This is a genomic window from Bacillus cereus group sp. MG16 (assembly GCF_040459875.1).
Taxonomy (GTDB): domain Bacteria; phylum Bacillota; class Bacilli; order Bacillales; family Bacillaceae_G; genus Bacillus_A; species Bacillus_A paranthracis.
On sequence record NZ_JARVHE010000001.1, the window covers coordinates 3468756 to 3488030 of the forward strand.

Below are 19275 nucleotides of genomic sequence, written 5' to 3' on the forward strand. Positions count from 1 at the left end.
TAATTATATAGAATATAACCTACCTTCAAATATGTAAAAATGATATGAACACTACATCAGTAAATACTTGCAACACCTACAAACAAAAAGTCCAAACTATAAACAGTCTGGACTTAGCTTTCATTCTCATTTATTATGTTCTTCTAACCACGAAATCAAATCTTTAAATACTTCTTCTCTATTTACTTCATGGAACATTTCATGTCTTCCATTTTCATATAGACGCAGCGTTACATCTTTCACACCACATTTTTTATAGTTTTCATATACTTCTTTTACACCTTTCCCCATATCTCCAACAGGATCACGGTCTCCAGAAAAGATATGTATCGGAAGATTGCTTGGCGTCTTCTTGTATTCTTCTAATTTATTTACTTCTAATACACCAGAAAATAATTCTCGATAAAAACTCGTCGTACAAATGAATCCACATAACGGATCGGCAATATATTTATCAACTTGATCATTATCTGAAGATAACCAATCAAAATTTGTACGATTTGGCTTAAAGTTCGAATTAAAGTTGCCAAAAGATAAAAAGTTTAACATCGGACTTTTCGTTTTTGCCCCGCGCAATTTCATCTCAATTGTCGCTACTTTATGACCAATAATTCCTAAAAACCCTGGATTCCCACCAGTTCCTGAAATAAGAAATCCATCATATAATTCGCCTCTAAGTTGCACAGCTCGTCTTGATAGGAAAGATCCCATACTATGACCCAGTAAAAATAATGGACATGACTGCTCTTCTTTTATCATTTCTGAAACAAAGATTACATCAGACACAGCCTGATTCCACCCTATATCCGGTTCAAAATGACCATAGTCTTCTTCTCTTTTTACTGTTTTCCCATGACCTTTATGATCATGCGCATAAACACCGTACCCTGCTTGTAATAACGCATCAATAAAGTCTGTATAAACACCTGCATGTTCTGTCATACCGTGCGCAATTTGAATAATCCCTTTCGGTTCACATTCTGGTAACCACTTGCGTAAATAAATTTCCGATCCATCCAATGCCGTAACGAAACTTTCCTGTACGTTCATTTCGTCAGCCCCCAAATCTATTATGTATCTCCAAAAATGAATAGTTATTCATTTTTCTTACTATATATTATATGCAATTGCTTTCATTATGACAAATGCCTACCTTTTCCGATTAGCTGTCAAACTATTTATGTTGACGAAAACACCATAAAATTATATAGTCACTTACATAAAGTAATTATTATATTTTTAGGAGGTTTCTATTATGATGCCATCACTATTTTTAGCACATGGTTCACCAATGCTCGCTATTCAAGATACAGATTATACAAGTTTTTTAAAAACACTTGGAGAAACGTATAAACCGAAAGCAATTGTTATTTTCACTGCTCACTGGGAAAGTGAAGTATTAACGATTTCCTCATCAGATAACGAATATGAAACAATTTATGATTTTGGAGGTTTTCCTCCAGAGTTATACGAAATTAAATATCGTGCAAAAGGTTCTTCTAGCATTGCATCCATGTTAGAAACAAAGTTTAAAAACAAAGGTATTCCAGTCCATCATAATATGACGAGAGGTTTAGATCATGGCTCATGGACACTCTTGCATCGCATGTATCCAGAAGCAAATATTCCTGTCGTACAAATATCAGTAAATCCATTCCTTTCTGCAAAAGAACAATTTAAAATTGGAGAAGCATTAAAAGGACTTGGACAGGAAGATATTTTAGTAATCGGTAGTGGTGTTACCGTTCATAACTTACGAGCACTGAAATGGAATCAAACGACACCCGAACAATGGGCAATTGAATTTGATGATTGGATTATAAAACATATGCAGAATAACGATAAAGATGCCTTGTTTAATTGGGAAAACAAGGCGCCTCATGCACAATTAGCAGTACCAAGAGCAGAGCATTTTGTTCCTTTATTTATCGCTATGGGAAGTGGTGAAAATAGCGGTGAAGTCATTCACCGTAGTTATGAGCTTGGTACATTAAGCTACCTATGTCTTACATTTTAAAGAAAAGGATGAAGCATTCATTGCCTCATCCTTTTTTCATTCACTTAGTTAACTAACTTCCAAATGTCGTTTCTCTGATACCTCTTCGTTCTTATTATGAAAATAAACCCAAATACACGCAATAAACAATAGTGATGATGTAGAGAAGAAAACATATTGAAACCCTGCATGTGCTGCAATTTGTCCACCAAGTACTGGTCCAATCATATTTCCTAAAAACTGAAACGATTGATTATACCCAAATATTCGTCCGGTTACATGGGTTGGTGTATGTTGTTTTAGTAGAGTTTGTACGGAAGGTAATAATCCTGCTTGTGCGATTCCTAATAAAAATCGAAGAATTAATAGTTGCCAAGCTGAGGTTACAAATGCTTGCGGGATAAAGATAATTCCTGCAGCAAACAACGCTACAACTAACGTTTTTTGAGGACCGATATGATCTGATAATCGTCCTAATCTTGGTGCTGCTAAAATAACGGCTAATCCTGTAGCTGACATAACGGCGCCCGCAATTGTTTCAATATGCGCAGTTTGAGGACCAACTAAATTTTTTACGTATAATGTAACAATTGGCTGAACAGACATATTAGCAAGTTGAATAATAAATGTTGTTACAAACAAACTAATAATTAAATGCTTAGCTGGGACCATCGTCCATACTTTTTTCGTTTGAACTTTTTTTGCTTGAGCAGAGTGATTTTCTTCATGTAAGAAGAAAAAAACGATGAGAAAGGAAAGGAATAAAAAAGCTCCTGTAACAAGAAAAACATGGCGCATTCCAATTAACTCAGACAAATATCCACCAAGTAATGGACCAAGTAATGAGCCGCTCACGCCCCCGGTTGAAATTGTAGAAATTGCCCAACCTGAATGTTCTTTCGGAGTTTCTGCTGCAATAAATGTCATCGCTGTTGAAAGGAAACCAGATACTGCTCCCATCAGAAATCTTAGTGCGACTAGTTGATATACATCCGTTACAAACCCCATAAGCGTCATAATAATCGCCATACCAAGGCTAGCACGAATTAGCATCAATTTCCGTCCATGTATATCACCAAGTTTTCCCCATATTGGTGATACGATCGCACCCATTAAAAATGTTACACCAAATGCAAGTCCCGACCACTGTGCAATACTAGAAGTGCCAGTCACCCCTAATTCCTCAATATAAAAAGATAAAAAGGGAATTACTAAACTCATACCGGCTGCAGTGGTAAAACAACCTAGCCAACAAATCATTAAATTTCGTTTCCAGCTGGCCATTTTCACACCTTCTTTCTTTAGATACCCATTCTACACCCTTTCTTATAAAAAGTTTAGTAATTTGCTTTATTTGTAAGATTTACTACAAAACCCGCTATTTTCTAATAAGAATCACTACATCTCTACATTATTTTCATAATAAAACCAACTCCCGTATATGGAGTTGGTTACTTATTCCCTATCGGTATTAAACGAGCATCACAAGTTCTTTCATAAAACTCAATCGGACCTGCTTGTCCAATAATTGCATATTCATATCCTTCTTGCTTCATACTCTGTAAACAAAGATGTAACAATTGCCTCCCTACACCTTTCACACGATTTTGTTTCGCCGTGCCCATTGGACCAAACAATCCTTTCTTTCCTCTCACTACATCATAACAAGCGAAACCTACTATCACTTCTTCTTGCTCTGCTATATAAATAGGTAAGTTTTCTTTATATGTACGAAATCCATATTCTATCGAATGTAACCACCGTTCACCAAATTCTGCTTCAACAAAGCTTGCTAATTGTTCAAGATCAGAAGCGTTAGCCTTTCTAACAGTACAAGTTAAATCATTATAAATAGGAACGAAACCTTTTAAATCGACTGCTAAATCTCTTGGCTCAGCTATAATACGTAATATATCTCTTTGCATCTGTGCATTTTCAACAACTGGATTTACACGAAATAATGCATATATAACATGTCCTTCATTAATTATTACTTGCTGAAAACGTTCCATACGTTTTTTCGCTATTTGTAAAATTTCTAGCGTCTTATGGGATAATTTATATTGTCCTATTTTTTTATAATCTTGATCCGTTAAATCATATTGTTTTCGTAATGAAAATTTTTCTAAAAAATCCGTACCCATATTACGGAACAAATACATATACAACTCGCCACAAACGCCAGTACCTTCTTTACACATGCCAATAAATAAATGAACTGGTTGAATGATATTACATTCTGCCTCTTCTGCTGCAATCTTCAATATGTTATGCATACGTTTTGTAAATTGAAATTCCTCCATATGTATCTCCCTCCCCTACTTTACTATTAAACCGTAACTATAAATAAGTGAAACAATGATTCCAACTACTAATATACCTGGAAGGAAATTTGCGACTTTAATTTTAATAAATCCGAGTAAGTTCAATCCAATAGCGGCTATCATAATACCACCTGTAGCTGTCATTTCTACTATAAATTGATTCATTAATTCTTTCGGGACCAAACTATTAATTTGTGTTGCAAAAACCGCAATACCACCTTCATATAAAATGACTGGAATCGCCGAAAATACTACACCAATTCCTAGAGTTGTCGTTAATATAATAGAAATAAATCCATCGATAATTGCCTTTGTAAATAAAATATCGTGATTTCCGCGAATACCGCTGTCGAGTGCACCAAGTATACCCATCGCACCAATTGCAAATATTAAAGTAGCTGTTACAAAACCTTCTGATATACTCCCTTTCCCTTTCGATCCAACTTTATTTTCTAGCCAATCTCCTAACTGTTTTAACTTTCCCTCTAATTGTAGCCATTCCCCGATGACGGTACCAATTACTAAACTTAGTATGACAACAAGAAAATTTTCACTTTTCAATGCCATTTGAAGTCCAAGTACAGTAACCGCTAAACCGATTGCATGCATAATTGTTCCCTTCATACTTTCTGGAATTCTACTAAATAATTTACCTAGTAAAGTACCAAATATAATGCAAATCCCATTTACAACTGCTCCTAATATAACCATTTCTCATTCTTCACCCTTCGAATTCTTTATTTCTATATTTTGGTTTATTCATTGATTTACAGGTTATCTATATGTTAACTTAATATTGAGAATATTAACAAATGTTTTTCAATACATAAACCGCATTTTTTATATCTGTACATAAACCAATTACTTTTTGTAGACTCATTGCTAATTTAATTGCGGGATAAACTCAAAAGGGAAGGTATTTATGAAAACTTTACTAAAACGATTTTTGTTAATAGCCTTTTGCATTACGCCAATTGTTGTATTAATTAACCACTCTTTTACTTCAAAAGCGAAAGACAAACCCGATTTCCAAAACAAATCTAGCAAAACTGCTTCAACGAGCGAGAAGAAAATAGAAGACCCAGAAATTACCCTCACCTTCTCTGGTGATACAATGTTCGATTGGCAATTACGTCCGGTAATCGAAAAAACGGGGCTGATTATCCATTCCAGCACGTAAAAGAAGAAATAACAAAAGCTGATATTTCTTTCGTTAATTTAGAGTCAGCATTTACAACGAAAGAAAAGAAAGCTCCTGGACAACTGTTTTGGATTAAAAGTGATCCATCCACGCTTCAAGCGATAAAAAACACTGGATATGACATCGTAAATATTGGGAATAACCATACACTTGATTATGGACAAAATGGATTATTAGACACAATCTCTCACGTAGAGAAATTAAAGTTCCCTTACATTGGAGCCGGAAAAAATGCAAAAGATGCATATACTGCACGAGAAATGACTGTAAAAGGAAAAAAATTCAAATTCCTTTCATTCGTCCGATTTATGCCTGATTTCACTTGGGTAGCTGATGACAATAAACCTGGCGTTGCGAACGGGTATGATTTAAATCTTGTAACAAAAACAATTAAAGAGCAAAAGAAAGATGCAGACTATTTAATTGTCTATATGCATTGGGGTGTCGAAAAATCAAATCGTCCGGTAGATTATCAAAAACAATATGTAAATAAAATGGTTACAGCAGGAGCCGACGCGATTGTCGGAAGTCATCCACATTGGTTACAAGGGTTTGAATATTATAATAACGTTCCTGTCGCTTACTCATTAGGAAACTTTTTATTCCCAAGTTATGTGAACGGAAAAAGTGCTGAAACTGGTGTATTAACTTTAACTTTTAAAGGAAAGGATGTCCAAATGTCATTCAATCCTTATATCATCCGTAACAACCAAGTTTCCCCTGTAAATGAGGAAGAAAAGAGAAAAGCTCTCCAATACTTACAAACAATTTCAACTGATGTAGAAATTGATGATACAGGGAAAATAATAAATAAACGCAACTAAACAGTACAAGATCCATTTCTTTGTAACATACATTAGAGAATAGGTGATGAATATGCTAAAAGACTTATTAGAAAATATAAATCTCTTAGAAAATATCTATAAAATCTCTATAGCAATTCTGCTTTTATGTTCCTTTTATTCTGTGAGACTATTAAAAAAAATAAAGCGAGAGAGAAACCTTTCTCCCTTTGAATTTACTATGTATGTAATCATTCGTATTGCCATATTCTTTTGGTTAGCTAGCTTTATTCTTCTTGAATTTAATGAATATCTAGTTTAACTATAAAAAAGATAGAACAAGCATTATATTTCCTCGCTTGTATCTATCTTTTTTATTTGGGTGCTAACTCTTTCCTTCTATTAAATAAGTAAATCAAACAAAACAGGATTTTTATTAAGCTCCATAAATTGAATGTTATTTTCTTTAAAACGGGTAATTAACTGCTCGTAATCTTCTTTATGTTTTAATTCTACTCCGACTAATGCTGGACCATTTTCCTTATTATGTTTCTTAATATACTCAAAGCGAGTAATATCATCTTCTGGCCCTAATCCTTTATCAAGAAATTCTCTTAACGCACCTGAACGCTGTGGGAATTCAATGATGAAATAATGCTTTAACCCTTCGTAAATAAGAGATCGTTCTTTCATTTCTTGCATTCTATCAATATCATTATTTCCACCACTTAGCGTACAAACAACTGTTTTACCTTTTATTTCATCTCTATATAAATCAAGCGCTGCAATAGAGAGTGCACCAGCTGGTTCAGCTACAATCGCATTTTTCTTATACAGTTCTAAAATCGTCGTACAAACCTTTCCCTCTGGTACTAAAACGATGTCATCAATTACACCTTTACACGTTTCAAATGTTAACTTTCCTACCTTTTTAACCGCTGCCCCATCAACAAAACTATCTATTTTCTCCAATGCGACATTATCATTTTGAAGAAAAGCCTCTTTCATAGATGCAGCTCCCATTGGCTCTACCCCAATGACCTGTGTAGCAGGACTAACACCTTTCACATATGTACCAACACCTGATGCTAATCCACCACCACCAATTGCTGTAAAGATATAATCAACTGGTTTCTCCATATCATGCATAATTTCAACAGCCACAGTCCCTTGGCCAGCAACTACATACGGATCATCAAATGGATGAACAAACGTCATTCTATTTTCTTCACAATAGCGCTGTGCTTCTTGGAAAGAGCTATCAAATGTATCACCAACTAATACAATTTCTGCATAATCACCACCGAAAAATTGTACTTGTGACACTTTTTGTTTAGGTGTCGTCGTCGGCATGAAAATTTTTGACGGAATCTTCAATAAATTGCACGTATAAGCAACTCCTTGTGCATGATTACCAGCACTTGCGCAAACAACACCATTTTGTAATTGTTCTTTTGATAAACTTTGAATTAAATTGTACGCACCACGAATTTTGAAAGAGCGAATCAATTGTAAATCTTCTCGTTTTACATAAACGTCACAATCATATTTCTCAGATAAAACTGTATCACGTTGTAACGGTGTTTTAATAACGATATCTTTCATGCAATTATGAGCCATTAAGATATCTTCAATTTTCACTCTCTCCTTTACCTTTTGCACCATTTTATATCATCCTTATCTTTTTTTAATTGGCTCAATCAAAATTCGGGACTTTTAAGACTGCACCTGTATTCGCCGATGTTACCATTTGTGCATAACGTCCAAGCCAGCCCGTTTTCACTTTCGGTTCTGGTCGTTTCCATTCTTTTTTACGCTTATCTAATTCTTCGTCACTCACTCTTACTTCTAACACCCTTTCCTCAACATCGATACAAACGATATCCCCTTGTTCAAGAAGTGCAATCGTCCCGCCCGCAGCTGCTTCTGGCGAAATATGCCCTACTGAAATACCACGTGAAGCACCAGAGAAACGACCATCGGTTAACAACGCAACATCTGCACCTAATCCCATGCCAGCAATCGCTGACGTTGGTGCTAACATTTCCGGCATACCAGGACCGCCTCTTGGTCCTTCATAACGAATAACAACTACATCTCCTTTTTTAACCTTCCCAAGCATAATGCCGGCAAGCGCCTCATCTTGTGAATTAAAAATAACACAAGGTCCTTCAAATCGTTTTACTTCAGTTGCCCCGCTTTTAATAACTGCTCCGTCTTTCGCAAGGTTTCCTTTTAATATACGTAATCCACCTTCTTCACTATGAGGATTTTCAAGAGAATGAATCACTTCCTTATCTTTAATCTCTGCATGAGCAATGTTTTCTCTTAATGTTTGCCCCGTAGCAGTAATACGATCTAAATGAAGTACCCCTTCTTTTCGGCTCATCTCTTTCAAAATTGCACTAATCCCGCCTGCACGATCAATATCTTCCATATGCCAATTGGACGCAGGGCTTACTTTACATAAATGTGGTACACGTCTTGAAACGGCATCAATACGGCTCATATCATAATCTAGTCCTGCCTCATGTGCGAGTGCTAATGTATGTAACACTGTATTTGTTGAACCGCCCATCGCCATATCAAGCGCGAACGCATCATCAATTGCTTCTTCCGTTACAATGTCTCGTGGTTTAATATCTCTTTCAATTAAAATCTTTAATTTTTCTGCTGCTTCTTTAATTAACTCCTCACGTCTCGGATCAATAGCCAAAATACTTCCGTTACCAGGAAGAGCTAAACCTAACACTTCACATAAACAGTTCATAGAGTTCGCTGTAAACATACCGGAACAAGAACCACAAGATGGACAGCCATGATCTTCAATATCTTTTAATTCTTCTTCTGAAATTTTCCCAGATTGATAAGCTCCTACTCCTTCAAAAACGGAACTCAGATCAACAACTTCTCCTTTAGATGTTTTTCCTGCTGCCATCGGGCCGCCCGAAACAAACACAGTCGGAATGTTAATACGTAGTGCAGCCATCATCATACCTGGTGTGATTTTGTCACAGTTTGGAATACAAATCATGCCATCAAACCAGTGTGCATTTACAACCGTTTCCACTGAATCTGCAATAATTTCTCGACTCGGAAGCGAATAGCGCATACCGATATGCCCCATCGCAATACCGTCATCTACTCCAATTGTATTAAATTCAAATGGAACCATGCCCGCTGCACGCACTGCTTCTTTAACAAGTTTCCCAAACTCATTTAAATGCTTATGACCTGGAATAATTTCAATAAAAGAATTACAAATAGCTATAAACGGTTTATCAAAATCTTCATCTTTCAAACCAGTTGCTTTTAATAAACTACGATGCGGCGCTTTATCAAAACCTTTTTTAATCATGTCACTTCTCATCTTGTCAAATCCCCTCTTACGTATTTTTACTTATAATCTCTTACTCTATTTCTTTACTAATTCTTTCGGTGCATGAATCCAGCTCATCATTTCACGAAGCTCTGCTCCTACTTTTTCTAACTGATGATTTTGTTCTGCTTTTTTCATCGCATTATACGTTGGACGCCCTGCTTGATTTTCTAAAATCCATTTCTTCGCGAATTCGCCTTGCTGAATCTCTGTAAGTACTCGTTTCATCTCTTTCTTCGTTTCATCTGTAACAATTCTCGATCCTGTTACATAATCCCCAAACTCTGCCGTATCTGAAATAGAATGGCGCATGTTCGTTAAACCACCTTCGTACATTAAATCAACGATTAACTTTAATTCATGTAAACATTCGAAATATGCAATTTCAGGGCGATATCCGCCTTCCGTTAATGTTTCAAAACCAGCTTTCACAAGTGCAGTTACCCCTCCGCAAAGTACAGCTTGCTCTCCGAATAAATCCGTTTCGGTTTCTTCTTGGAATGTCGTTTCAATTACACCTGCACGTGTACACCCTACACCTTTTGCATACGCAAGTGCTACATGTAATGCTGTGCCTGTTGCATCTTGATGTACTGCGACTAATGCCGGAACACCGTTTCCTTCTTGAAATACACGGCGAACGAGATGACCCGGACTTTTTGGCGCGACCATTGCTACATCTACGTAGCTTGGCGGGTTAATTTGTCCGAAGTGAATATTAAATCCATGTGAGAAAAGTAACATTTGTCCTTCGCGGAGATTCTCTTCTACTTCTGCTTTATACACATGTGCTTGCTGTTCATCTGGCAGTAACATTTGTACAACTTGCGCGGTTCGAACCGCTTCTGAAACAGACATTACTTCAAACCCATCTGCTTTCGCTACTTCATACGACTTACCAGGACGAACACCAACTACCACTTCCACACCAGAATCACGCAAATTTTGTGCTTGCGCATGACCTTGTGATCCATAACCAACTACTGCAACAGTTTTTCCTTGTAATAACTCTACATTTGCATCTTGCTCATAATATGTTTTCATATTCGATACACTCCTTATAATTTATTTACTTGCAGTACATCAATTATTTTTTTCAACTGACTAACAAGTAATGTCGCTTCATTTTCAGTACAAACTGCTGTGAGTTTCATTTCAGAAACGCCACTAGTATCTCTTTCGTTTAAATGTAAAGAAGAAATATAATAGCCACGCCTAGCAAAAATCCCACTTATACGTAATAAGACGCTTGGCTCGTTATGAATAACGAGTGAAAAAGTATGACTCATTCTTCCCACCTCTTCATAATCATTTCGTTATTCCCTTTATTTGGTGGAACCATCGGAAATACGTTTTCACCTTCTTCTACACAAAAATCAACTACGACAGGTCCTTCATGAGCAAATGCTTCTAACATCACTTGTTTCGCCTCAGTTGAATTTGTCGCTCTTAACCCTTTCACTCCATAAGCTTCTGCCACTTTCACAAAATCTGGCGATCCAATTTTCGACTCTGATAATCGATTTTCATAAAACATTTCTTGCCATTGCCTTACCATCCCTAAAAATTTATTGTTTATAATAAATACTTTTACAGGGATGTTATTTTCAGCAATTGTTTGTAGTTCTTGAATATTCATTTGAAAAGAAGCATCACCTGCAATACAAATAACGAGTTCTTCTTCTTTTGCAAGCTGAGCACCAACTGCCGCCGGGAAGCCAAATCCCATCGTTCCTAATCCACCTGATGTTAGAAAAGTCCGCGGGTTTTTCGCTTTATAAAAATGCGCAGCCCACATTTGATGCTGTCCTACTTCTGTCGTAACAATCGCTTCACCATTCGTTAATTCACTTACTAAGCTAATAACATGCTGTGGTTTTAACTCACTTTCTTTTTGAATATAGGAAAGAGGGTATTCCGCTTTCCATTCCTCGGTTTTCGTAAGCCATTCATCTGTCTGTGTACAAATTGGCATATGTAACAACATGTGTAACGCTTTTTTTACATCTCCAACAACTGGATACTTTACCGTTACATTTTTTTGAAACTCCGAAGGATCTATATCAATATGTACCTTTTTCGAATGCGGAGAAAAAAGTTCCAGTTTTCCTGTTACACGGTCATCAAAACGAACACCTAAAGCAAGTAATAAGTCACATTCTGTTACTGCCATATTTGCTGCGTATGTTCCATGCATACCGAGCATTCCTAAAAATAATGAATCTCCCGGCGGATACGCACCCAGTCCCATTAAAGTTGACACGACTGGAATACGATTTTCTCTTGCAAATTTGATCAGTTCATCAGATCCACCTGAATGAATGACACCTCCTCCAATATAAAGAAGTGGGCGTTTTGATTTTGAAATTGCTTTAGCCACCTCTCTAAGTTTCATGCTGTCTGGTACGAGTTCTGGTTTGTACCCCGGAATATCAACTTCTTCATTAAAGAAACTGGTGACTTTTGCATTTTGAACATCTTTTGGAATATCAATTAATACTGGTCCTGGCCGCCCGCTTTCGGCGATGTAAAAAGCTTCTTGTACGATGCGTGATAAATGATTCACATCACGAATTTGGTAATTATGCTTCGTAACAGGTACTGTAATTCCAACAACATCCGCTTCTTGAAATCCATCTTTACCAATTAAGGCCTTTGCAACTTGCCCTGTAATGACAACTAAAGGAATCGAATCCATATAAGCATCCGCTAAACCCGTAACTAAATTCGTCGCCCCTGGGCCAGAGGTAGCAAAGACTACCCCGACCTTTCCAGAAGCTCTCGCATATCCTTCTGCCGCATGAATGGCAGCTTGTTCATGACGAGTTAAAACGTGCTTCAATCCACTTCCGTATAACGCATCGTACACTGGCAAAATCGCTCCGCCCGGATAACCGAAAACAGTCGTTACGCCTAAATTCTTCAAACATTGAATAACGTGTCCAGCTCCTGTCACATCTTCACACTGTAATTTCTCATATGTTGTATACTGTTGCTCCATTTTAATTAACTCCTCTCCCTACCTACAGTAAGCTTTCCGCCAATCCTGGAACACGTACTCCTCTTTCTCTCGTTAACTTTTTAAATTCCTCTGTCAATTGTTTTGTTACACTTCCTGGTTTCCCATCTCCAATTTCTCTTGAATCAACTTTTACAACAGGAATTAATTCTGCTGCCGTTCCCGTTAAAAATACTTCATCTGCTACATATACGTCATGGCGAGTAAATGGCCTTTCCTCACATGGGATACTCAATCGCTCACATAACTCGATAACACTATTTCTCGTAATACCTTCTAACGCCCCTAAATACGAAGGCGGTGTTAACACTTTTCCATCTTTCACAACGAAAACATTATCTCCAGATCCTTCACAAACATATCCTTGTTGATTTAACATAAGAGCCTCTAGCACTCCTGCTTGTGCCGCTTCAATTTTTACAAGTACGTTATTTAAGTAGTTCATTGACTTAATACGTGGGTCTAAAGCATCTGGCGTATTACGTCTTGATGCAACAGATACAACGCTTAATCCATTATCGTAAAATTCCTGTGGGAATAACTTTAATTGTTCTGCAATGATAATAACGCTCGGTTTCACACAACTTCTCGGATCGAGCCCTAAGTCCCCTTTTCCTCTTGAAACAATTAACCGAATATAAGCATCTGCATACTCATTTTTTTGAAGTGTCTGTAAAACTGCTTCTTCCATTTCGTCAACCGTCAGCGGGATTGTAAGTAAAATAGATTTTGCCGATTCATATAATCGTTTTACATGTTCTTTCAAACAAAATACATTTCCACCGTAACTACGAATCCCTTCAAATACACCGTCTCCGTATAAAAAACCGTGATCATATACTGAAACAACTGCCTTTTCTTTTTCTACAAATTCCCCATTCATATAAATGTACTGATTTCCCATCTCACATCGCTCCTCTTTTTTTCTCTCTATTTTTGCAATCTATTTCTATATCGATTGCTGAGATGAGTATTTTTAACAGAATATTCAGTATATAAATCTTAAAAATATACTCGTCTCAACAATCGATTACATACATACTTGTAGCAATCCATTGCTGAGACGAGGGAATCGTGGTACCACTCAGCTTCCTTACACTTCTCACGAAATATAAGCTCTGCAAGTCCAATTAGACTTTTGTTTTTCTATCGGAAACAACTCCGCTACTTTTTACTAGTTTCAAAAGTAGTACTCCGAGGTGATCTTCAAAGACTCGATTGTTACCACCCTCACAGCCTAGGGGTAGCTCTCTGAAACAATGCCTATCATTTACTCTCCTCTTCTACGCATTTTCTTATTCTATTTTTTAAAATAAAAACTCTCGCCTCAGCAATCAACTACTACAATTTAGTAGCTTTGATTGCTGAGGCGAGAGTTTCGCGTTACCACTCAGCTTCCTTATACTTCTCACGAAATATAAGCTCTGTAGGTCCAATTAGACCCCCGTCCTTTTACCGGAGACGATGCCGTCGCCCTCTACTCAGTTTCCCTTTCGCAAGCGATGCTCCGAGGTGATCTTCAATGACTCGATTGTTACTACTCTCACAGCCTTGGAGTAGCTCTCTGAAACGATCATAATCATCTACTTTCCTCTTCTTTGCATATACAACATATAAAGTTAGAAAATTCTTAATTAACTTTCATTTGTTAAACGTATTATAGAACGTTGTTCTTTTCATTGTCAACATGTTTTTTCAAAAAAATCAAAATTGGAATACATTACTTACATACACTCATATATTACTTAAGTATGTTTGCATTACTACATAAAGAAAAACTTATAAAGTTTATGAGGAGATGAGGAAACTATGTTAAAAGGGAAAGTAGCGTTAGTTACAGGAGCAAGCCGAGGAATTGGACGAGCGATCGCTAAACGTTTAGCAAATGACGGTGCATTGGTTGCTGTTCATTACGGTAATCGAAAAGATGACGCTGAAGAAACTGTTCATGAAATTCAATCAAATAGCGGACAAGCTTTTTCTATCGGCGCAAATTTAGAATCCTTACACGGTGTAGAAAACCTTTATAACGCTTTAGATACTGAATTACAAAAGCGCACTGGTGAAACACAATTTGATATTTTAATAAACAATGCTGGCATTGGTCCTGGTGCTTTTATTGAAGAAACGACTGAACAATTTTTTGATAGAATGTTTTCAGTAAATGCAAAAGCACCATTCTTTATCATTCAACAAGCACTTCCACGTTTACGTGACAATAGCCGAATTATTAATATTTCATCCGCTGCGACCCGCATTTCTTTACCTGATTTTGTTGCATATAGTATGACGAAAGGCGCTATTAATACAATGACTTTCACACTAGCAAAACAGCTCGGAGCAAGAGGAATAACGGTGAATGCAATACTTCCAGGATTTATTAAAACAGATATGAATGCAGAACTCTTGAGTGACCCAATGATGAAACAATACGCCACTACTATTTCCGCTTTCAATCGCTTAGGTGAAGTAGAAGACATTGCCGATACTGCTGCATTTCTTGCCTCTCCAGACAGCCGCTGGGTTACTGGACAATTAATTGATGTGAGCGGTGGATCTTGTTTGTAAAAAACATATATTTTCGAATCTTTTTTATTGCGCAATAAAACTTTTTATATAATACTATATAAAACATATATATTTAGGAGGATTACAACAATGTCCGAAAAAACATACGAACTCGCAACCTTCGCAGGCGGTTGCTTTTGGTGCATGGTAAAGCCATTTGATGAACTTCCTGGTATTCATAAAGTACTTTCTGGCTATGCAGGTGGTCATGTAGAAAACCCAACATATGAACAAGTTAAAGCGGGTACATCTGGTCATTTAGAAGTCGTACAAATTACATTCGACCCTTCTATTTTTCCATATAAAAAATTACTAGATTTATATTGGCCACAAATCGATCCAACTGATGATGGCGGACAATTTTTTGACCGTGGTCCATCTTATCGCACCGCTATTTTTTATCATACTGAAACACAAAAAGAGCTTGCTGAAAAATCAAAACAAACTCTTGCGGAAAGCGGTATGTTTAAAGAGCCAATCGTAACTGAAATTCGCCCGGCTGCACCTTTTTATGAGGCTGAAGAATACCATCAACACTTCTATAAAAAGAACCCAGAAAAATATGCTACTGAGCAAAAAGAATCTGGCCGTGCGGACTTTATAAAAGAAAATTGGCAAAAAAAATAATAAAAATGCATCGTACCTTTTAAGTACGATGCATTTTTATCTTTGAAAAAAGTACCATACAATGATGAGAACAACCGCTGTTAATGTCCAAAGTGCGATTTCGTTTTTCACTCTACTCTTTTTCTTAGTCATTTCGTTTCTCCTAGTATAGCAATTAAACATAGTCAAGACTTCCTTTGTTTAATTGTCCACTTCATAAAAGCAAATAAATCCTTACAAATTCTTATAACAAGACCACCAACGATTCCGATTGTAATTGAAATTACTAACATCTGTACAAAACTAAGAGTAGTTGTGTATGTTATGTAGATAACAATACATATAAGTAAAACATCCGGTAAAGAAAGTAAAAACTTTTTAAACATTTCTTTAGCTCTCCTATGTTTTATTTATAAATTATATCTTTTAAAAAAGAAATCTATTACCGTTTCTTAAATAAAAAACCTCCAGTTTAAGCACTAGAGGTTTTCCATTTTATTTCTTCAATCTCTCAATAAAATCCTGTAATTTATCAAGTGATTTCATATTCTGATTACAGGCCACGGCATCTTTGCAAATATAGTTTCCCTTTTTCACGAAAGTTCCTGGTATATCACCTTTAATTTCAACTAAAAACATCCCTACTTCTTCATGTCCGTGACATAAAGAACAAATGCTCTTTTTATTTAAACTTTGAAACGTTCCTTGCAGACCAACAAACTTATTTTTATCATTTTTCGCTATAATAAATTTCCTACTTGACCCTTTATCAATCCAGCTTAAATAAGATAATTCTTTCATATCCAGTTCTTCCATATCAGGAAGTTTCAACTTTTTCGCTTTAGGAAATAATTTTTTTAATGTTTGTGCTGTAACTTCCTGAAACGGAATGACGTACGGATTTATTTTCATTAAAAACGATTCTGCATCTTCTCTATTTTGAACTGTTAATACCGTATCGATTAACTCTTTCTGCTCATCCGTTAAATTCTCAAATACATGTATTATCTTTTCAATTGCTAATGATTTTAACGCTTGAATGACACCTCTATCATTTGCCGTTGCGTGCCCATTCGCTAAAATATAAGCTTGTGATTTTATAAAATTATATTGATCACTTCTAATAAAAGCTTCCATCTTTATCACTCCATACAAATTGTTGATCTAATCTTATTGTATACAATGATTTAGCTTTTTGGTATGTAAAAGATAACTTAGAAACGAATATTACATACATCGATTATATTTTACCGCTCCATTTCCTGACAAAAGAAGCCATCATCTGTTTTCCATTCCGCATATAACACGTCTTCAAATTTAGTAATTCCTTTTTGCTTTATTTGCTTATACAGCCATCCTTCATCAAAGCCCGCTTCTCTCAAATTATCTTTCACTACTTTTCCATCACTAATTAATGAAATTGGTAAGTATACAGGCTTATGTTTTAAACTTAAATCATTTATAGTGGGAGATTCGTATTTACTTTTTTTCAGAACACTTATATTTCCGTTAGGTTCTAATATCATATATTCAACTTCTCGGATTGAAAATATATCTTTTTGTTGCCTAAGCATTTGTTGTAATTGGTTAATGTCCAAATGATTTACACTTAATTGTTCACGATCAATCTTTCCATTACGAATAATAATTGAAGGATATCCTTCAAAAAACCTTCTTGTTCCTCTTATTTTTTGCGTTATCACTTCTATTGTATAAATTAAAATTACCCAAACAAATACTGAATATAAAATAGACCACACTTTAATTTTAGGATCATATATTGAATTTCCAACGAGCTCACCAAGGACGATAGCAGAAATAAAATCAAAGGGTGTTAGCTGAGATATTTGTGTTTTCCCTAGTATTTTTGTAGCAATTAATAGAACAAAGAAACCAATTAAAAGCTCTATCGTTATTTGTCCAATATGATTCATATATGTTCACCTTTCTACTTTTCAAGTGCTCTGTATACCATTTTATAAAAAAACGGCACATTTTTTTCTATTATCATGCCCGTTCACATCTCATATATCCAATACATATAAAACAAAAAGAGTCTGATTCAAAGTAATATGAATCAGACTCTTTTCCTCTTATTTAGAATACACAATCTTTTTAATCGTTTCTCCGGAAAGAAAATACTCTTCTGCAAGTTGATGAATAGCAATTCCGCTTTTAAACGCTTCTTTAATGGCTTTGTTTCTTTCATCTAACTGTTTTCTTCCTCCAGATCGTGTCCCCCATTTATAATGTTTCGTTTCTTGTTTTGGAATGTAAATTGTTTCACCTTGTATATACTTTTGAATTTCAGTAATTAAACTCTCTGGTAAAACTGCCTTAGCTTTTACGTATTTCATTTCTGCTCGCCCCTTATTTTTTATGGTTCATTTCAATAAGGTGCAAAGCCAAATACAAAAAAATGATACAAGCTCATTTTGGCGATGGATTGTATATTACTTGTCTACCTCACGCAAAGTATCGCCATTTCCATACTTGGCTTTGCATGAGACGCTGCAGTGTCTGGCAATTGAATTATAATCGCCATGTAAACACCTCCTAATATACCTTTTTCATTACATTATATGATAAATTCCTTCCCCTTGCATCCACATCCTTTTTAAAGCATGAAATTACTTAGTTTGATATAATACTTTTTAGTCCAATCAAAAACTATAGTGAGGTTGCGTTATGAAGAAGAAAAAAATCATTACAATCGTTACAATATTCATTATTACTGTAGCATTATTCGGAACATACAAATTGATGAATGCAAGAAGCTTTCAATTATTTGGAGATTTAACAAATCGAGTAGAAACAAATGAAAAGGTGATTGCTTTAACTTTTGATGATGGCCCTACTAACAATGTAAAACAAATATTACCGCTACTAGATACATACAATGCAAAAGCTACTTTCTTTTTAATTGGAAATGAATTAGAGAAAAACCTATCGTTTGGAGAATCTATCGTACAATCTGGACACCAAATTGGAAACCATACATATTCTCATAACAGAATGGTTTTTAAAACACCTTCTTTTATTAAAGAAGAAATAGAAAAAACAAATTCATTAATCCGCCAAACAGGATTTACAGGCGCAATTGATTTTAGACCACCTAACGGGAAAAAGCTAATTGGTCTGCCCTATTATTTAAATAAAAACAATATCGAAACAATCACCTGGGACCTTGAACCTGATACTTTTTATAAATCTGCTGCTGATAAAATTGAATATGTTAATAAAAATGTAAAACCAGGTTCTATCATTTTACTGCACTCTATGTATGATGAGTCTAATGAAAGTTTACAGACCATTGAAGGTATTTTAGACTCTTTATCTAAGAAGGGCTATCAGTTCGTAACAGTAAACGAACTACAAAAAAGAACAAAGTAAGAAAGGT

The 19275-nt window shown here is 35.7% G+C and carries 19 protein-coding genes, 1 pseudogene and 2 other annotated features; of the genes and pseudogenes, 6 read left to right on the forward strand and 14 right to left on the reverse strand.

Annotation, left to right across the window (positions count from 1 at the left end):
- Positions 1-126 precede the first annotated feature (126 nt).
- A complete protein-coding gene (locus QCI73_RS17900) occupies positions 127-1050 on the reverse strand; it encodes an alpha/beta fold hydrolase (protein WP_353823468.1) in 924 nt (307 codons plus the stop codon).
- A gap of 205 nt (positions 1051-1255) precedes the next feature.
- Between QCI73_RS17900 and QCI73_RS17905 the strand changes: the two genes are divergently transcribed.
- A complete protein-coding gene (locus QCI73_RS17905) occupies positions 1256-2017 on the forward strand; it encodes a DODA-type extradiol aromatic ring-opening family dioxygenase (RefSeq protein WP_029440866.1) in 762 nt (253 codons plus the stop codon).
- A gap of 48 nt (positions 2018-2065) precedes the next feature.
- On the opposite strand, the gene QCI73_RS17910 is transcribed toward QCI73_RS17905, so the two are convergent.
- The 3 genes from QCI73_RS17910 to QCI73_RS17920 all read right to left on the reverse strand — a co-directional run bounded on the left by QCI73_RS17910 (position 2066) and on the right by QCI73_RS17920 (position 5031).
- A complete protein-coding gene (locus QCI73_RS17910) occupies positions 2066-3280 on the reverse strand; it encodes a multidrug efflux MFS transporter (protein ID WP_002194988.1) in 1215 nt (404 codons plus the stop codon).
- A gap of 167 nt (positions 3281-3447) precedes the next feature.
- The gene (locus QCI73_RS17915) at positions 3448-4299 is read right to left on the reverse strand and encodes a GNAT family N-acetyltransferase (RefSeq protein ID WP_262725325.1); all 852 of its coding nucleotides are present in this window, start codon (positions 4297-4299) and stop codon (positions 3448-3450) included.
- A gap of 15 nt (positions 4300-4314) precedes the next feature.
- A complete protein-coding gene (locus tag QCI73_RS17920; protein WP_262725326.1) occupies positions 4315-5031 on the reverse strand; it encodes a DUF554 domain-containing protein in 717 nt (238 codons plus the stop codon).
- Positions 5032-5242: 211 nt separating this feature from the next.
- Between QCI73_RS17920 and QCI73_RS17925 the strand changes: the two are divergent.
- Together QCI73_RS17925 and QCI73_RS17930 are read left to right on the forward strand one after the other, a co-directional pair.
- Positions 5243-6345, forward strand: a pseudogene (locus tag QCI73_RS17925) (CapA family protein).
- A gap of 52 nt (positions 6346-6397) precedes the next feature.
- On the forward strand, positions 6398-6625 hold the full coding sequence (locus QCI73_RS17930; protein ID WP_327923223.1) for a hypothetical protein: 228 nt from the start codon (positions 6398-6400) through the stop codon (positions 6623-6625).
- Positions 6626-6705: 80 nt separating this feature from the next.
- Here the strand turns inward: QCI73_RS17930 and ilvA are convergent, their stop codons facing one another.
- From ilvA to ilvE, 6 genes are read right to left on the reverse strand one after another with little or no spacing between them, the layout of a single operon-like run.
- On the reverse strand, positions 6706-7968 hold the full coding sequence (gene ilvA / locus QCI73_RS17935) for a threonine ammonia-lyase IlvA (RefSeq protein ID WP_353823469.1): 1263 nt from the start codon (positions 7966-7968) through the stop codon (positions 6706-6708).
- Between the two features lie 31 nt (positions 7969-7999).
- Positions 8000-9673, reverse strand: coding sequence for a dihydroxy-acid dehydratase (gene ilvD / locus QCI73_RS17940; RefSeq protein ID WP_046197706.1), 1674 nt, complete (start codon positions 9671-9673; stop codon positions 8000-8002).
- A 45-nt stretch (positions 9674-9718) separates the two neighbouring features.
- On the reverse strand, positions 9719-10726 hold the full coding sequence (gene ilvC, locus QCI73_RS17945; RefSeq protein WP_317458378.1) for a ketol-acid reductoisomerase: 1008 nt from the start codon (positions 10724-10726) through the stop codon (positions 9719-9721).
- Between the two features lie 14 nt (positions 10727-10740).
- Positions 10741-10971: an ACT domain-containing protein gene (locus tag QCI73_RS17950; RefSeq protein ID WP_142345169.1), complete on the reverse strand. Its 231-nt coding sequence runs from the start codon at positions 10969-10971 to the stop codon at positions 10741-10743.
- Complete coding sequence (gene ilvB / locus QCI73_RS17955) at positions 10968-12683, reverse strand: acetolactate synthase large subunit (protein WP_353823470.1); 1716 nt, start codon at positions 12681-12683, stop codon at positions 10968-10970. Before ilvB ends, QCI73_RS17950 begins: the two co-directional genes overlap by 4 nt.
- A gap of 22 nt (positions 12684-12705) precedes the next feature.
- Positions 12706-13605, reverse strand: coding sequence for a branched-chain-amino-acid transaminase (ilvE, locus tag QCI73_RS17960; RefSeq protein ID WP_000528132.1), 900 nt, complete (start codon positions 13603-13605; stop codon positions 12706-12708).
- 152 nt (positions 13606-13757) lie between these two features.
- Positions 13758-13996, reverse strand: a binding site (T-box leader).
- 67 nt (positions 13997-14063) lie between these two features.
- Positions 14064-14309 (reverse strand) — a binding site (T-box leader).
- A gap of 201 nt (positions 14310-14510) precedes the next feature.
- Here ilvE and QCI73_RS17965 point away from each other — a divergent pair.
- Together QCI73_RS17965 and msrA are read left to right on the forward strand one after the other, a co-directional pair.
- A complete protein-coding gene (locus QCI73_RS17965; RefSeq protein ID WP_353823471.1) occupies positions 14511-15269 on the forward strand; it encodes an SDR family oxidoreductase in 759 nt (252 codons plus the stop codon).
- Between the two features lie 90 nt (positions 15270-15359).
- Positions 15360-15896, forward strand: coding sequence for a peptide-methionine (S)-S-oxide reductase MsrA (msrA, locus tag QCI73_RS17970; RefSeq protein WP_070805745.1), 537 nt, complete (start codon positions 15360-15362; stop codon positions 15894-15896).
- A gap of 164 nt (positions 15897-16060) precedes the next feature.
- Here the strand turns inward: msrA and QCI73_RS17975 are convergent, their stop codons facing one another.
- The 4 genes from QCI73_RS17975 to QCI73_RS17990 form a co-directional block, all read right to left on the reverse strand.
- Positions 16061-16261: a hypothetical protein gene (locus QCI73_RS17975; RefSeq protein ID WP_070805744.1), complete on the reverse strand. Its 201-nt coding sequence runs from the start codon at positions 16259-16261 to the stop codon at positions 16061-16063.
- 109 nt (positions 16262-16370) lie between these two features.
- Positions 16371-17012: a FusB/FusC family EF-G-binding protein gene (locus QCI73_RS17980; protein ID WP_070805743.1), complete on the reverse strand. Its 642-nt coding sequence runs from the start codon at positions 17010-17012 to the stop codon at positions 16371-16373.
- Positions 17013-17122: 110 nt separating this feature from the next.
- A complete protein-coding gene (locus QCI73_RS17985; protein ID WP_001015532.1) occupies positions 17123-17809 on the reverse strand; it encodes a DUF421 domain-containing protein in 687 nt (228 codons plus the stop codon).
- Positions 17810-17968: 159 nt separating this feature from the next.
- Entirely contained in the window at positions 17969-18232 is a 264-nt protein-coding gene (locus QCI73_RS17990; protein ID WP_000878319.1) for a CD3324 family protein, read from the reverse strand.
- Between the two features lie 331 nt (positions 18233-18563).
- Between QCI73_RS17990 and QCI73_RS17995 the strand changes: the two genes are divergently transcribed.
- Positions 18564-19268, forward strand: coding sequence for a polysaccharide deacetylase family protein (locus tag QCI73_RS17995; protein WP_353823472.1), 705 nt, complete (start codon positions 18564-18566; stop codon positions 19266-19268).
- The last annotated feature ends 7 nt before the right edge of the window (positions 19269-19275 follow it).

Excerpts from the sequence above, each read along its gene's own strand:
- QCI73_RS17905 (WP_029440866.1), top strand. The coding sequence starts at position 1,256 with ATGATGCCATCACTATTTTTAGCACATGGTTCACCAATGCTCGCTATT.
- QCI73_RS17965 (WP_353823471.1), top strand. The coding sequence starts at position 14,511 with ATGTTAAAAGGGAAAGTAGCGTTAGTTACAGGAGCAAGCCGAGGAATT.
- msrA (WP_070805745.1), top strand. The coding sequence starts at position 15,360 with ATGTCCGAAAAAACATACGAACTCGCAACCTTCGCAGGCGGTTGCTTT.
- QCI73_RS17910 (WP_002194988.1), bottom strand. The coding sequence starts at position 3,280 with ATGGCCAGCTGGAAACGAAATTTAATGATTTGTTGGCTAGGTTGTTTT.
- ilvE (WP_000528132.1), bottom strand. The coding sequence starts at position 13,605 with ATGGGAAATCAGTACATTTATATGAATGGGGAATTTGTAGAAAAAGAA.
- QCI73_RS17995 (WP_353823472.1), top strand. The coding sequence starts at position 18,564 with ATGAAGAAGAAAAAAATCATTACAATCGTTACAATATTCATTATTACT.
- QCI73_RS17990 (WP_000878319.1), bottom strand. The coding sequence starts at position 18,232 with ATGAAATACGTAAAAGCTAAGGCAGTTTTACCAGAGAGTTTAATTACT.
- QCI73_RS17900 (WP_353823468.1), bottom strand. The coding sequence starts at position 1,050 with ATGAACGTACAGGAAAGTTTCGTTACGGCATTGGATGGATCGGAAATT.
- ilvA (WP_353823469.1), bottom strand. The coding sequence starts at position 7,968 with ATGGTGCAAAAGGTAAAGGAGAGAGTGAAAATTGAAGATATCTTAATG.
- ilvD (WP_046197706.1), bottom strand. The coding sequence starts at position 9,673 with ATGAGAAGTGACATGATTAAAAAAGGTTTTGATAAAGCGCCGCATCGT.
- ilvC (WP_317458378.1), bottom strand. The coding sequence starts at position 10,726 with ATGAAAACATATTATGAGCAAGATGCAAATGTAGAGTTATTACAAGGA.
- QCI73_RS17980 (WP_070805743.1), bottom strand. The coding sequence starts at position 17,012 with ATGGAAGCTTTTATTAGAAGTGATCAATATAATTTTATAAAATCACAA.
- ilvB (WP_353823470.1), bottom strand. The coding sequence starts at position 12,683 with ATGGAGCAACAGTATACAACATATGAGAAATTACAGTGTGAAGATGTG.
- QCI73_RS17915 (WP_262725325.1), bottom strand. The coding sequence starts at position 4,299 with ATGGAGGAATTTCAATTTACAAAACGTATGCATAACATATTGAAGATT.
- QCI73_RS17920 (WP_262725326.1), bottom strand. The coding sequence starts at position 5,031 with ATGGTTATATTAGGAGCAGTTGTAAATGGGATTTGCATTATATTTGGT.
- QCI73_RS17950 (WP_142345169.1), bottom strand. The coding sequence starts at position 10,971 with ATGAGTCATACTTTTTCACTCGTTATTCATAACGAGCCAAGCGTCTTA.
- QCI73_RS17930 (WP_327923223.1), top strand. The coding sequence starts at position 6,398 with ATGCTAAAAGACTTATTAGAAAATATAAATCTCTTAGAAAATATCTAT.
- QCI73_RS17985 (WP_001015532.1), bottom strand. The coding sequence starts at position 17,809 with ATGAATCATATTGGACAAATAACGATAGAGCTTTTAATTGGTTTCTTT.
- QCI73_RS17975 (WP_070805744.1), bottom strand. The coding sequence starts at position 16,261 with ATGTTTAAAAAGTTTTTACTTTCTTTACCGGATGTTTTACTTATATGT.